Below are 12,904 nucleotides of genomic sequence, written 5' to 3'. Positions count from 1 at the left end.
GTCCCGTAGACGCGGCGGGCAAGGCTCCGCCCAAGCATCTCGGTAAACGAGTAGACGTGGTCGCACCCCGCCAGCATGAGGATGTTCATGGCCTCCGGATTCTCCGCACTGGCGGCGAGCAGGGTCGACGGCGCGACTTCGCGCACCGTAGAGGCGATGTTCGTATTCCGCAGATCCCCTTCGAGCGCTGCGACCAACGCCGCCTTGTCCGCCCGCAGGTTCCGGTAGGTGTTGGCGTCGTCGAACTCGCCGGTCACCACATCATAGCGGTTGTCGTACAGTTCCAGCGCGTGCTGCCCGTCCGGTACGAGGATGACATACGGATAGTTGTGCTGCCGGAGCTTGCGGGCCACGCTCAACGAGATGTCGTTGTCGCCCACCAGAACCGTATGGCCGCTGGTATCGGACGGCAGGGAGCGCGGCTTGCGCTTGTTGTTGTATTCCTCGATCCACGGCTGGTACACGAACCGGATGAACGTAAACGGCATCACGATCATGATGAGGATGATGCCCGACACCAGCACGATGATGGAGAACAGTTTCCCGATATCGCTCGTGAAGGTGATGTCCCCGAACCCCAACGTGGACATGACGGTCAGCGTCCAGTAGACGCCGGTGATATAAGAATAATCCCGCCCTTCGTAGGCCATGATCTGATGAAACACGATGCTGAACAGCGCCACCAGAACGGTCGTGAACAGCAGGAAGCCGATCACGATGCGCTGATTGCGGCGTCCCGTGGTCTGGGTCAGGAGCGCCGGGAGAAGGGTCAGGAGCAGTTTCATGGTCAGCGCCCGTAGCTGTCTTCAAGACGCACGATGTCATCTTCCCCAAGGTAGGTGCCGGACTGGATCTCGATGATGACCAGCGGGATCATGCCGGGATTCTTGAGCCGGTGCACGGTGCCGAGGGGAATGTAGGTGGACTGGTCTTCATGGTACAGGAGCACCTTGTCGCCAACGGTGATCTCGGCCGTCCCTTCGACCACCACCCAGTGCTCTGCCCGGTGGTGGTGCTTCTGGAGCGAAAGCTGCCCGCCCGGTTTGACGATGATGCGCTTCACCTGAAAACGCTCACCTCTCGCCAGCGTTTCGTAACTCCCCCACGGACGATAGACCAGCGGGTGGTTTTCCGCCTCGCCGCGCCCTTCCTTTTTCAGTGATTCGACGATCTTTTTCACATCCTGCGTGCGGGCGCGATCCGCCACCAGCACGCTGTCCGCCGTCTCCACGACCACCAGATCCGATACGCCGAGCGCGGCGACCATCCGATTGGAGGCGTGCAGATAGCAGTTTTCCGCGCCCTCGGCGTAGACATCCCCCACACGCACGTTGCCGTCCCCGTCGTGCGGAGCGGCTTCATAGAACGCTTCCCATGACCCGAGATCGCTCCAGTCGGCTGTCAGAGGGACCACGGCGGCCCGGTCCGTCTTTTCCATCACCGCGTAGTCGATGGAGTCGGCGGGCGAACTCAGGAAGGCGTCGGCGTCGGGACGGATAAAGTCCCGATCGGCGTGGTGCCCTTCCCACGCCGCCTTGCACGCCGCATGAATGCCGGGAGCGTGCAGGGCCAGCTCTTCAAGGTAGATGGATGCGCGGAACAGGAACATGCCGCTGTTCCACAGATACCCTCCGTCCGCCAGCATGGCCTCGGCTCTGGCGAGATCCGGTTTTTCCACAAAGCGCGCCACAGCATACCCGCCCGAGGGCAACGCCCCACCCCGGCGGATATACCCGAACCCTGTTTCCGGTGCATCCGGCGTGATGCCGAATGTAACGATACGCCCGGACTCGGCGCAGGCGCGGGCCCGCGCCACGGCTTCGGCGAAAACATCCTGAGGTTTCAACACATGATCGGACGGCAGCACCAGCAGCAACGGATCCCCCCCGCCGGACAACGCCGCGAACGCCGCCAGCGCAATGGCGGGCGCGGTATTCCGTCCCTTGGGCTCCAACAGAATAGTTCCGGATACGCCTTTCTGCTGCAAGGCCGCCGCCACATAAAAGCGGTGCTCTTCATTGCAGACCACCAGCGGATCGGCGCTGTCCGGCAGAGCCGCCGCCCGATCCACCGTATCGCCGAACAGGGTATGCCCTCCCAGATCCATGAACTGCTTGGGATACAAGGCTCGGGAAAGGGGCCAGAGGCGGGTGCCGCTGCCGCCGCACAGGACAATGGAACGCAATGTGGACATGAACATTTCCTGTCTATTTCACGGTAAATTTATGAAACACCAAACACGCCCCATCAAAAGGCGGCAGCAGCCGCACGGAGGCTTCAGCCGGCGGAGAAAAGCGGGAAAGCCAGCTCCACGCGGCCCTCTCCGACGCAAAGCCGCGCGGAGCCAAAATATGAAACGACAATCCTTCGCCCGGACGCCAGATCGGGGTCAGCGCCACGGATGGGGAGCGTTTGCCGTAGCCGCGCCACGCCGTATACGCCTCTTCCAGCGTACCGAACGCACCAAGGCTTAAAAGCACCCCCTTGGTCATGGACGGCGGAGGGGCATACAGTACGGCGGGAAGCGTCAGATCCTGAGGCCCCGCACCGATATCGTTTCTGTATCCGGGGTTTTTGCCTAAAACCAGTTCCAAGGCGGAGCCGGAACCGTACAACGCCCGCACCAGTTCGGCAAGAGCCTCGCCGGGCTGCAAACGGAACGTCCCCAGCGTTTCGGGGACCGCGCTCTTTTCCGCTTCGGCACCCTGCCCACCCGCCGCTTCCGCAGTAGAGGATTCCGCCTTTTCAGGGACGGCGGGGGGCGCTTCATCCGGAGGCAGAGGCTGCGGAACGGCTTCCCGCGACGCCGCACGCCGCACGGCATCATCCCCGGCTGCCCGCCCTTTTCCGGCAGTCCCGGCGGTATCCGCCTTCTCCGCTTCCGGCAGCCAGCCCAGCACGCCGGACACCACCGCCTCCAGCCGGGCGTGCGCGTCGTCCTTTACAGCCTCCGGCATCCAGCGGTATCCGCCCGCGACGCAGATCAACGCCAACGCCACAACCAGCCAGCGGCCCCACCGGTTTTGCACATCGCTGCCGTTACGGGCCACCTGCGCCCACACCATACGGCCGGTTACGGTTGTACGGTTGCCCACAAGCAGGGCAAGCAGCATCTGATGCCCGAGGCGCATGAGCTGGCGGGGCTTCCCCCTGCTGGCCCGGTGCAGGGCGATGAGGCTCCCGAGCGAAAACAGCCGTTCCGCCCTCTGCCCTCCCGCCAGCCGCAACCGGTGGCGCACAAGCCGGATGCTCTCGCGCATGGAGAGCGGCTTCAGATACAGGTACTCGTTGATCCGATCTTTAAAGTTGGGCATACCTTCAATGATCTGTGCCAATTCCGGCTGCCCAAAGATGACGATTTGCAGGAGCTTTTCCGTGTTCGTCTCGAAATTCAGCAGTTCGCGCAGCACTTCCAGCGCCGCCGGACTGAGCTTCTGCCCCTCATCTATAAAAAGGACAAGATTCCGGTTCTGCTCCAGCGCCTTATCGAAAACCCGATTTTGAATGACGCTGATGCACTCCCGGCGCGCCACGCCCTCGGGAGGCCGCTGCCCGGCGAACAGCTCGCACAGGTGCCGCACGAATTCATCGGCATCCTCGAACCCCGCGTCCAACAGCAAAAAGACGTCGATGCCGCTCTGCTCGTTCAGGCTCCTCAGCAGACAGCGGCACAGCGTGCTCTTCCCCGTGCCCACCTCGCCGAGAACCACGTTCAAGCCCCGCCGCAGCCGGATGGCGATTTCCAGCCGGTTCAGGCAGTCCTCGTGCGTCGGCGTCCGGTAATACGCGTCCGGGTCCGGCGAGTTCGAAAACGGCTCCCGCGTCAGATTCAGGAGCTCCAAATAGCTGCTCATTCGGCAATACCCTCAAGAAAACGGCATTGAAGGAAAAAGCGAAACGCTCGTCGCGGGAGTAGGAACGCACAGGCCTTCCCGTTTTTCCCGGCCTCCATCCTTCCGCGCTATTTCAACTTCCCGATGGCCTCACGGAGACGCCCCTTGTCCTGTGCGTGGACGAGGGCCGCCTCGGGCGCGATGATGCGCTGCAGAAGCAGGCGTTCGATGTCGTCGTCCATCGTCTGCATCCCAACATTGCGATTGGTCTGCAAAACGCTCGGCAATTGGAATGTCTTGCTCTCGCGGATCATGTTCCGCACGGACGGGATGCCGAACATGATTTCCAGCGCGGGTACCCGGCCCTTCTTGTCGGCCCGTTTGAACAGCGTCTGCGCGATGATCGCCTGAATCGACTCCGAAAGGCTCGTCCGTATCTGCGCCTGCTCCTCCGGCGGGAAGACCTCGATGATGCGGTCGATGGTCTTGGGAGCGGAGATGGTGTGCAGGGTCGCAAACACGAGATGCCCCGTTTCCGCCGCTTCGAGGGCGAGGGAAATGGTTTCGAGATCGCGCATTTCGCCCACGAGGATGATGTCGGGGTCCTCGCGCAGTGCGGAGCGCAGCGCCGTGCCGAACGAGCGGGAATCGCGCCCTATCTCGCGCTGGTTCACGAGGCAGCTCTTGGATTGATGCACGAATTCGATGGGGTCTTCAATGGTAATGATATGGTCGCGGCGCTTGGTATTGGCGTAGTCCACGAGCGCGGCCAGCGTGGTGGACTTGCCGCTCCCGGTGGGGCCGGTCACAAGCACGAGGCCCTTGGGCAGCAGGGCCAGCTCGCGCAGCATGATCGGAAGCCCCAGCTCCTCAACCGTGCTGATTCGCTGCGGGATTTCGCGGAACACCGCGGAAATGCCGCGGTTCTGCCGGAAAAAGTTGGCACGGTAACGCGCCAGCCCCGGAATTTCATAGGCGAAGTCCAGATCGCCCGTCTGCTCGAATGCCTGCACGCGCTCCATGGGAACCATTTCACGCAGTACGGCCAAAAGTTCCTCGGTCGTAACAACCGGAGCGTCCACCCGTGCGAGGTCCCCGTAGATCCGCAGGAGCGGCGGATTGCCCGCCGAAAGGTGCAAATCCGAACCGTGATTGGCGTGCAACAAATGAAAAAGATTGTCTATTTTTGCCATGCATGACCTTCCTGCACGGTTTTTGTTGCCGGAGCGCCCGGTTCTTGGTACACCTTGGCAGGAACAAGGTGCGTATGAAATACGCGAGACGGAAGATTCTGTCATCACCGCTGAAGGCCTGATCGCCATTTGTGAACAAGCCCACAACATGCTGGACTCAATCACAGAAGGCTTCCGCCGACAGCCCGCGCACCGTTGCCCGATCGGGCGTGCCAAAGGAAGGCTCCGCGTGTACCAGACCATCCCCCCGGAATTGCTGCATCCCGAAATGTTCATTCCCGCCGCCACGCTGCTCGGGCTCCTGCTCGGCAGCTTTTACAACGTCTGCATCCACCGGTACGTCAGCGGCGAATCCATCCTTTTTCCGCCTTCCCATTGCCCGCATTGCAAACAGCGCCTCCGCTTCTGGGAACTGATCCCCGTCCTCAGCTATCTGCTGCTGCGCGGACAGTGCGCCCGCTGCCACAAGCCCATCCATATCCGGTATCCGCTCGTCGAGCTCCTGTCCGGCCTGACGTCCGGCCTTTTGGCATGGCGTTTCGGCCCCTCGCTTGCCTTTCCCGTCTATCTCGTGTTCACGGGAATGCTCATCGTCGCCTCGGGCATCGATCTGGAATGCTTCATCCTTCCCGACGGCATCACGCTCGGCGGGACAGTGCTGGCCGTGCCCGCCGCCGTCTTCGCCCTCGGCATGGACTGGACGGACGCGCTTCTCGGCGGCCTTGTGGGCGGCGGGACGTTCCTTGCCGTACTTCTTGTCTTCAAACGCCTGCGCGGCGTGGACGGCATGGGGTTCGGCGACGTCAAACTCATGCTCATGCTCGGCGTCCTGTGCGGGCCCCTCGGCCTGCCGCTGATCACGCTGGTCGCGGGCGTCTCGGCCCTTGCCGCCTTCCTGCTCATCGCCTGCCTGATGCCCCGCGAAGCGCCCTTGCGCGAAATGCCCATCCCGTTCGGCCCGTTCCTGAGCCTCGGCGCCTTCGTGCACATCCTCGCCGGTCAGGAAATCCTCGACTGGTGGATCCGGTTCATCACGGGGTAGCGTACAACGCGAGCACTTTCCGCACGTAATTGCGGGTTTCCTCAAACGGGGGGATGCCGCCGTACTTGTCCACGTTGGCAGGCCCGGCATTATACGCCGCCAGAGCCAACGAAACGTTCCCGCCGTACCGATCCAGCATGGATCGGAAATAGCGCACCCCGCCCTCCACGTTCTCATCGGGATTGAACGCATCTCGCACCCCCAGATGCCGCTGCGTGCCGGGCATGAGCTGCATGAGCCCGCTGGCCCCGGCCGAAGAGACGGCCTTGGCGTCGAATCCCGATTCGACCTTGATGATCGCCATGACCAGCCGGGGCTCGACCCCATGTTGCCCGGCATACCGTTCCGCGAGCCGCGCCACACCGTCCGGCCCCACCGCACGCATCAGCCGCTCGGCGCTGAAGCGCCCGAAAAACTGATACCTCCCGTCGCCGTCCGGCCTGTTTGTCAAAAAGACGGTCCCGTCCTCCCCTACATGCCGATAAATGGCCACGGACTCCGCAGGCAACGGCTCCGCCGGCTGAGCTGACGGGGCATCCGGGCGGGCCGCGTGGGTCCGCTGAGGAAGCGTTTTTTTGATGGGAGGCCGCACCACGACCTTGAGTTTGGAAGGTTCTGCTGCCCTAAGGCCCGGGGCGCATAAAAGGCAACACACCAGAATGAGGCCCGCCCATACGGGGAACCCCAGCCATGAGAGTCGAGGCCTCTCGTCTTTCGGAACAGCCTGTGCTACCATCATTTCCAACCGTAACGAGCCTCCCGTCAAAAGACAAGGAGCGCCCTCCGCACCTGTCCGGCGACGCCAAGGGAAAAGGTCCGCCCATGAAAAAACGCAAGCGTTTCTCCCTCGCATGGCTTGCCCTGCTCGCGCTGGCGGGCGGGGTGGAACTGCTTATCGTGGACGGCACGCTTTCGGGCGGTGCCCCATTGTCCCGCATGGCATCCAGCGTGCGGGAAACGCTGGACCAAACACCCACCCCAGCCAATGCGGCCTCTCAGCAGATGTACATCTGGAAAGACGCATCCGGGGTCACGCACATCAGCGAAACGCCGCCTCCCAAGCCGCCCGCGGGCAAAGTGGAGGAATACCAGTTCTCGCCGCAGCCTCCAGCCGCGCAGCCCGAGCCCGTCGCCCCTCTCGATATACCGAGCCTTGAGCACCAGCCGTCCGCCGCCGAACTGGAAAAGGCCGCCGCTGAAGCCCGGAAAATGCTCCAACAGCAGGTCGAACAGCTGCAAAAGGAGCGGGGGCAGCTTGAAAAGCAATTATACCGCGCCCGAGCCACGGGCGACGGCTACGCGCAGATCCGTTTCCGTACTTTGCTGGAACAGAACCGAGAGGCGCTGGAAAAGCTCATCCCCAAACAGTGACATATGCCATGCAGCCACCCTTCCGCAACGGATTTACCCTGATTGAAATCGTCTCCGTGCTCGTCGTGCTCGGCGTGCTGGCCTATCTCGGCATTTCGGCCTTCCGGGGCAATGACGAGATAACCGCCTACGCGGAACGGGACAGGCTCCTCTCCCAGCTCGTCTATGCCCGCGCGCAAGGCATGGCGATGGGCGGCGGGCAATGCGTCACCATAGATAAAAGCAAGGTGAGTTTCTTCATGAAGGGAAAATCAGCCCTGCCGACATTGCTCAAGGATTATACGCCTTCAGCATCAATCCAAAGCATCCCTCTGGCTACGTTCTGCTTCGACGCGGCGGGAGGCGTCTGCGGCGAGGACAGCCTCGGAAATCCGAACGACACGGGCATCCTCTACTGCACCGCGTCAGCCTCCGATCAAACATTCAGCTTCGGCGGCGGGATCACGCTCACTCTCTTCGCGGAAACGGGGTTCGTCCAATGAACGCGCGCGGCTTCACCCTCATCGAGATCATCGTCACCATCATCCTCATGGCGATCATGGGCTTCATGGCGGCGCAACTCATCGCCACGACCTTGCGCGGAAGCGCTGAAAGTGCCGGGCAGATCAAAGATCTGACGGAGGCCACCAGCGCTCTGGAAGAATGCATCGCCTACCTCAACACGGAAGCCATGCAGCAGAAGGCTGCCAGCGACCTCATCACGGATAAAGGCCTCGAAGCTCTTTTGGAAGCCCAAGATAAACGGGAACTGTGGCACCCGGACGGCTGCCCGTCCTGCCCCGACAACCTGCTGATCACCGTCAAGCGCGGTTCCGTGGAGCTTTCCCGTGCGTTCTGATGTCCGCGCCCCCGAGCGGGGTTTCACGCTGCTGGAAATCGTCTGCACGCTGGTTATCCTCGGCGTGCTCGGCTCGCTCGTGTTCTCGGGATTCGGCACGGCCCTCACCGGGTATACGCAGATGCGGGAAGTCGGAACGTCGGACATGCAGGCCGAACTGGCTCTCATCCGTCTCCGGAAAGAGCTTGCGGGAGCCGCCGATTTTCCCGGATCTCCTTTCAAAGACAGCCCTTCCGTCACATTCACGAAGACGGATGGCACGCAGACAACCATCAGCTGCGAAGATACCGGAAGCAAGCTGCTCATCGACGGCCAAATACTCCTCTCGGACGTGGCCTCATGCCGTTTCACCACGAACGGGGCCGGCCCCTCCTACATCGGCATCGTGCTGACCCAGCAACTCGCCGAACGGCAAATCACATGGACGCTTTCCGTCGCCCCCCGCAACACCCCCCTCGCCAAGGATTGAGGTTCCCCATGCAGACGTCACAACGCGGAAGCGTCCTTTTGACCATCATCGGCGGGATCGTCATCCTGGCCCTGCTCGGCATGGTCGCGGTTTCGCTCATGACAGGCTCCGTCATGACCGGGCTGGACGCCAAGGAAACGGTGCAAGCCTCCTACCTCGCCGAATCGGGAAAGGAAATCGTCCGGGTGCAGACGTCAAAGGCCGATACCGGAGCAAGGCTCATGACTTTGGTGGATGATACGCTGGACGGCAAAACCTTTTCAATCACGGGCGGGAACGTCTCGCTCACGCTGTTCCCCTCGTGGTTTCGTACTTCAGATACAGGGACGTTGCTGAAGGGAGGTTCCGGCTGGTATCCCGAAGCGCCATCCGGGACGCGCGAACTTCTGCTGATTGCCAAATCGGGTACAGCCAGCAGAGCTGAATACTCTTTCGGAGAAGCTGCGGCGCTCACCCCCAACGCGGATGCGTATCTTATCGGGCGCGGGACGCCGACGTATCCCACAAAAACGCAAACGACCATTTCCGTCAACACGGCAAAAAACGACTTTGATTACTTTCCCGAAACCGGCGGACTGATCGGTGTCGTGAACAAGGGCGGGGCCACGCTCAATCCCGACAGCGCGAAACGCCTTATCTATGAACGCCTGTCCAAATCCGGTTCCACCTATACGTTCGAGGGCGTCCGCCCCGTCTCGGGCTCTTCCTACCCGGAACTTGGCGAAGACAAGGAACTCGTCCTCGGGCAGTATATCCGCGTGGTCAGCGAAGCCCAAACCTCCAACGGTGCACGGGCCGCGCTGGTGTGGCATACGAACGGGAGAAGTTCACTGCGTTCGGGCAGTGGCTCAGGGGGATCGGGAGACGGAGACGTACAGGAAATGCCGGAAGTGTCGAGCCCGCTCAAAAATAAAGACGACGCGGAAGAAATTTTTGATGACAATAGATTCGGACAGTTCGAGACGGCTCAAGATAAAAAAGGACTGCTCGTACAAGGCTATGAAAGAGCCACACCGGATCACTTTCTGAATACCAGAAAAAACCACACGACCTATGACTCGTGGTTTGCCGGCATCACGGAAGAAAAAATAGCCGAAACGCCAAACAACGACATCCTCATCCAAACATCGGTCATCCCGTGGTATCAAGTATCGGCAAACCTGTTTGCCGGGGTTCTGTTCAGAACACACTTTATTCCAGAACCGGGCGACGTCGATGACGACGAGCTGACTTCGTACGGCGTTTCCGGGCTCGGTATGGGGGTTGTCTCCGGCAAGGTGACTACGGGTTATATTCAGTACCCAACGGCTCCGGGTGTATACGACAACACATACACAGGCGTAACGCGATCTCCGGTGAATCCCGCCCTCATTCCGGGAGGCTATAGAGCCATCTCCCCTTATCAACCCAATTATTCTATCAATTATCGCCAACCGAACGTCTATATTCCTGATGATCCTTACGGTACCTATAATTACCTGTACTCAAACGCAACGGACCGTACCCTGCGCGACGGCATTATGCTGTGGCACTCCAATGACGGCAAGATGGACCATGCGCTCAATTGTATCGCCTACAGCATCCCCGAAGGGGAAATACTCAAAAAAAACAGTACGACAACTCTTGTCGTTCGCGTGTGGGAACAAGATAAAAAGAACTACGTCCAAGGCTGGATCGCGTTTCAAAACAACAACAATTTTATGGAAGAAACCTACTGGCCGTCACTCACGGACACTCAGCCCTCAAACGGCGTTTCACGGGGACAGGAGCCGACGTTCCACCGTATCATCTGGGGATACGTCAACCCCGCTCTCGCCATAAAGATAGATGACTATACCATTGCAACCTCCGAAGGCATTCCCGTATCCGGTGTCCATGATCATGCCGGGATATTTTCAGGGGCCTATTCCTCCGTTCCTGAAACACCAGACGGACTTGTCTTCCGACACTTCAAGGTCGGCATTCCCGGCACCGGCGGTTCCGGTACCGACGATGTCCCCGGCCTCACTCCCGGCATCGTCCAGTAACCCATCCAAAGAAAAGCCCCTGTTCCGTCGGGAACAGGGGCTTTTTTCCTGTCGCTACAACAAGGCGCTATCCATACAGATGGCAACGGGCCAGATGATCCGGCGCGATTTCCCGGAGTTCCGGGGCTTCCTCACGGCACCGGGGCATTGCCTGCGGGCACCGGGGATGGAACGCACACCCGGCGGGCGGCGAAAAGGGGCTCGGCAGTTCACCGGGCAGGAAAGCCCGGATACGCCTCTTTGCAGGATCGTGCACGGGCGCGGCGGCCAAAAGAGCCTTCGTATACGGATGCGCCGCCGAACCGAACAGGGTGTTCCTATCGGCCTGCTCGACGATGCGTCCCAAGTACATGACCGCCACCCGGTCGCTCATATAGCCGACGACCGACAAGTCATGCGAAATGAAGAAATACGTCAGCCCAAAATCAGCCTGTACCTCTTTCAGCAGGTTCAGCACCTGCGCCTGAACCGAGGCGTCGAGGGCCGACACGGCCTCATCGCAGACGACAAGCTCCGGGCGGGTCACCAGCGCCCGTGCAATGGCCACACGCTGCCTCTGGCCGCCGGAAAACTCGTGCGGGTAACGTCCGGCATGTCCGGGCTGCAACCCCACGCGGCGCAGGATTTCGCCCACACGCTCCTGACGCTCCGCCGACGGCGTGCCTATGGCCATCAACGGCTCGGCAATGGATGTACCGATCCTCAACCGGGGATTCAGCGAAGAAAAAGGATCTTGGAAGATCATCTGCAAACGGCGGGAATACCATGTGTCATTACGGCCCGACACGCCGGGCAATACAGATTCGCCGTCGAAAAGGATTTCCCCGCCCGTTGGAGGGAGAAGCCGCACAGCCATGCGCGCCAGTGTCGACTTGCCGCACCCGGACTCGCCCACCAGGCCGAGCGTCTCGCCGCGACGTACGGAAAGCGATACGCCATCCACTGCGCGAACTTCGCCCCGCACTCTGCCGAGCACACCCTGCCGCACCGTAAACGAACGGCTCACATCACGAAAATCGAGAAGCGGAGAAGAGGCGGAAGACATGCATACTCCGAGGCTGAAAAGGAAACCGAAAAACGTCAAACCAGAAAATCGGCTAGCATTTTAGTACCGTTTCTGGTAAAAAAATTGGTCTTTTACCATTAAAAACGAAAAGCATCGACAACCACCGACGCTTTTTGCCTTTTTGCTATGGCAGTTTTTTTACACGTCAACTTCTTACAAAGCAAGGAAGACTATGAAACGGATTGCCTCCCTGTTGCTTGCCGCCTGCCTGTTGGCGGCTCCCCAGCTTACTGGAAAAGCCCAAGCGGAAGGATTTGCCCTGTCCGACTTCGGCGCCCGAGGCACGGCTCTCGCCGGCGGCATGGTTGCCCGCGCGGACGATCCTTCCGCCGTGGCCTGGAATCCCGCTGGGATCACTCAGCTCCCCGGTACCCAAATAATGGTGGGCATGACCGCCATTCAGCCTTCCGGGACCGTCGACACGGTGGACCGCTTCGGCATCGGCCGCTCCACCGACGTAGACAAGCACACATGGGCAAATCCGCACGCCTATCTCACCCATCAGTTCAGCGACAACCTCTGGGGCGGCATCGGCATCTTCTCCCGGTTCGGCCTCGGCAATTCTTATCCCACAAACTGGCCGGGCCGTGAAAACCTCAAGTACGTCAGCCTCAAGACCGTTTCACTGAATCCCAACCTTGCCTTCAAGATCAATGATAATCTCTCCCTCGCCGTGGGCCTTGAGTTCATGTACGCCACCATGCTCATGAAAAAGGACGGCGATCTCGGCAAAATGACCGGCTCCCCCTTGCTCTCTGGTCGCTACGACCAACAGATGCTCACCGGGTCCAGCATCGCTCCCGGCTTCAACCTCGCCGCGCATTACAAATTCAATGAGGAATGGGCCGCTGGCCTGACCTACCGCAGCCGCGTCAAACAGGCCGTGCGCGGACACGTCGAATTCGAAAATAAAAATCCGGTTCCGGGCCTCGTTAATCTACCAAACTCCGATCTGCACGGTAATCTGAACCTTCCCGATACCATTTCCTTCGGCGTGATGTGGAAGCCCATGGAAACCCTGAGCTTCGAAGCCGGAACCGTCTATACCGTATGGAGCAACTACCG

The 12,904-nt window shown here is 60.5% G+C and carries 13 protein-coding genes; 7 read left to right on the top strand and 6 right to left on the bottom strand.

The window, feature by feature from the left end; translation table 11 throughout:
- The 4 genes from HMPREF0178_RS19415 to HMPREF0178_RS19400 form a co-directional block, all read right to left on the bottom strand.
- The coding region (locus HMPREF0178_RS19415) for a TrkA family potassium uptake protein (protein WP_009369242.1) at positions 1-785 on the bottom strand (785 nt) is incomplete at its 3' end.
- A 2-nt stretch (positions 786-787) separates the two neighbouring features.
- A complete protein-coding gene (locus tag HMPREF0178_RS19410) occupies positions 788-2,194 on the bottom strand; it encodes a mannose-1-phosphate guanylyltransferase/mannose-6-phosphate isomerase (protein WP_009369241.1) in 1,407 nt (468 codons plus the stop codon).
- Between the two features lie 13 nt (positions 2,195-2,207).
- The gene (locus HMPREF0178_RS19405; RefSeq protein ID WP_005030527.1) at positions 2,208-3,854 is read right to left on the bottom strand and encodes an ExeA family protein; all 1,647 of its coding nucleotides are present in this window, start codon (positions 3,852-3,854) and stop codon (positions 2,208-2,210) included.
- Between the two features lie 107 nt (positions 3,855-3,961).
- Complete coding sequence (locus tag HMPREF0178_RS19400; protein ID WP_009369240.1) at positions 3,962-5,026, bottom strand: type IV pilus twitching motility protein PilT; 1,065 nt, start codon at positions 5,024-5,026, stop codon at positions 3,962-3,964.
- A gap of 229 nt (positions 5,027-5,255) precedes the next feature.
- Here HMPREF0178_RS19400 and HMPREF0178_RS19395 point away from each other — a divergent pair, with 229 nt between their 5' ends.
- Positions 5,256-6,068 (top strand): A24 family peptidase, encoded by an 813-nt coding sequence (locus HMPREF0178_RS19395; protein ID WP_009369239.1) that lies wholly within the window; start codon positions 5,256-5,258, stop codon positions 6,066-6,068.
- Here the strand turns inward: HMPREF0178_RS19395 and HMPREF0178_RS19390 are convergent.
- Positions 6,058-6,561 (bottom strand): lytic transglycosylase domain-containing protein, encoded by a 504-nt coding sequence (locus tag HMPREF0178_RS19390; RefSeq protein WP_279042237.1) that lies wholly within the window; start codon positions 6,559-6,561, stop codon positions 6,058-6,060. The genes HMPREF0178_RS19395 and HMPREF0178_RS19390 overlap by 11 nt on opposite strands.
- A 329-nt stretch (positions 6,562-6,890) precedes the next feature.
- Here HMPREF0178_RS19390 and HMPREF0178_RS19385 point away from each other — a divergent pair, with 329 nt between their 5' ends.
- Genes HMPREF0178_RS19385 through HMPREF0178_RS19365 form a run of 5 tightly spaced genes read left to right on the top strand, consistent with a single transcriptional unit; the run spans position 6,891 to position 10,773 of the window.
- A complete protein-coding gene (locus HMPREF0178_RS19385) occupies positions 6,891-7,439 on the top strand; it encodes a DUF4124 domain-containing protein (protein WP_009369237.1) in 549 nt (182 codons plus the stop codon).
- Between the two features lie 8 nt (positions 7,440-7,447).
- Positions 7,448-7,921 carry a prepilin-type N-terminal cleavage/methylation domain-containing protein gene (locus HMPREF0178_RS19380; RefSeq protein WP_009369236.1) on the top strand — a complete coding sequence of 158 codons (474 nt, stop codon included), beginning with the start codon at positions 7,448-7,450 and terminating at the stop codon, positions 7,919-7,921.
- Positions 7,918-8,277 (top strand): type II secretion system protein J, encoded by a 360-nt coding sequence (locus HMPREF0178_RS19375; RefSeq protein WP_009369235.1) that lies wholly within the window; start codon positions 7,918-7,920, stop codon positions 8,275-8,277. The genes HMPREF0178_RS19380 and HMPREF0178_RS19375 overlap by 4 nt, the downstream gene beginning before the upstream one ends.
- Positions 8,267-8,746, top strand: coding sequence for a type II secretion system protein J (locus HMPREF0178_RS19370; RefSeq protein WP_009369234.1), 480 nt, complete (start codon positions 8,267-8,269; stop codon positions 8,744-8,746). The genes HMPREF0178_RS19375 and HMPREF0178_RS19370 overlap by 11 nt, the downstream gene beginning before the upstream one ends.
- 8 nt (positions 8,747-8,754) lie before the next feature.
- Positions 8,755-10,773: a hypothetical protein gene (locus HMPREF0178_RS19365; protein ID WP_009369233.1), complete on the top strand. Its 2,019-nt coding sequence runs from the start codon at positions 8,755-8,757 to the stop codon at positions 10,771-10,773.
- A 67-nt stretch (positions 10,774-10,840) separates the two neighbouring features.
- Here the strand turns inward: HMPREF0178_RS19365 and HMPREF0178_RS19360 are convergent, their stop codons facing one another.
- Positions 10,841-11,818 (bottom strand): ABC transporter ATP-binding protein, encoded by a 978-nt coding sequence (locus HMPREF0178_RS19360; RefSeq protein WP_009369232.1) that lies wholly within the window; start codon positions 11,816-11,818, stop codon positions 10,841-10,843.
- Positions 11,819-12,011: 193 nt separating this feature from the next.
- On the opposite strand from HMPREF0178_RS19360, the gene HMPREF0178_RS19355 reads away from it, so the two are divergent.
- Positions 12,012-12,904: OmpP1/FadL family transporter (locus HMPREF0178_RS19355; protein ID WP_009369231.1), on the top strand; the 893-nt coding region annotated here is incomplete at its 3' end.

Origin of the sequence: Bilophila sp. 4_1_30, assembly GCF_000224655.1 — a bacterium.
Taxonomy (GTDB): domain Bacteria; phylum Desulfobacterota; class Desulfovibrionia; order Desulfovibrionales; family Desulfovibrionaceae; genus Bilophila; species Bilophila wadsworthia.
The sequence above is the reverse complement of the archived record's forward strand: the minus strand, read 5'-3'. Positions and strand labels throughout refer to the sequence as shown.

What these genes read in the sequence shown, in the direction of transcription:
- HMPREF0178_RS19400 (WP_009369240.1), bottom strand. Translation starts at nt 5,026, where the DNA reads ATGGCAAAAATAGACAATCTTTTTCATTTGTTGCACGCCAATCACGGT.
- HMPREF0178_RS19360 (WP_009369232.1), bottom strand. Translation starts at nt 11,818, where the DNA reads ATGTCTTCCGCCTCTTCTCCGCTTCTCGATTTTCGTGATGTGAGCCGT.
- HMPREF0178_RS19410 (WP_009369241.1), bottom strand. Translation starts at nt 2,194, where the DNA reads ATGTCCACATTGCGTTCCATTGTCCTGTGCGGCGGCAGCGGCACCCGC.
- HMPREF0178_RS19385 (WP_009369237.1), top strand. Translation starts at nt 6,891, where the DNA reads ATGAAAAAACGCAAGCGTTTCTCCCTCGCATGGCTTGCCCTGCTCGCG.
- HMPREF0178_RS19380 (WP_009369236.1), top strand. Translation starts at nt 7,448, where the DNA reads ATGCAGCCACCCTTCCGCAACGGATTTACCCTGATTGAAATCGTCTCC.
- HMPREF0178_RS19375 (WP_009369235.1), top strand. Translation starts at nt 7,918, where the DNA reads ATGAACGCGCGCGGCTTCACCCTCATCGAGATCATCGTCACCATCATC.
- HMPREF0178_RS19405 (WP_005030527.1), bottom strand. Translation starts at nt 3,854, where the DNA reads ATGAGCAGCTATTTGGAGCTCCTGAATCTGACGCGGGAGCCGTTTTCG.
- HMPREF0178_RS19365 (WP_009369233.1), top strand. Translation starts at nt 8,755, where the DNA reads ATGCAGACGTCACAACGCGGAAGCGTCCTTTTGACCATCATCGGCGGG.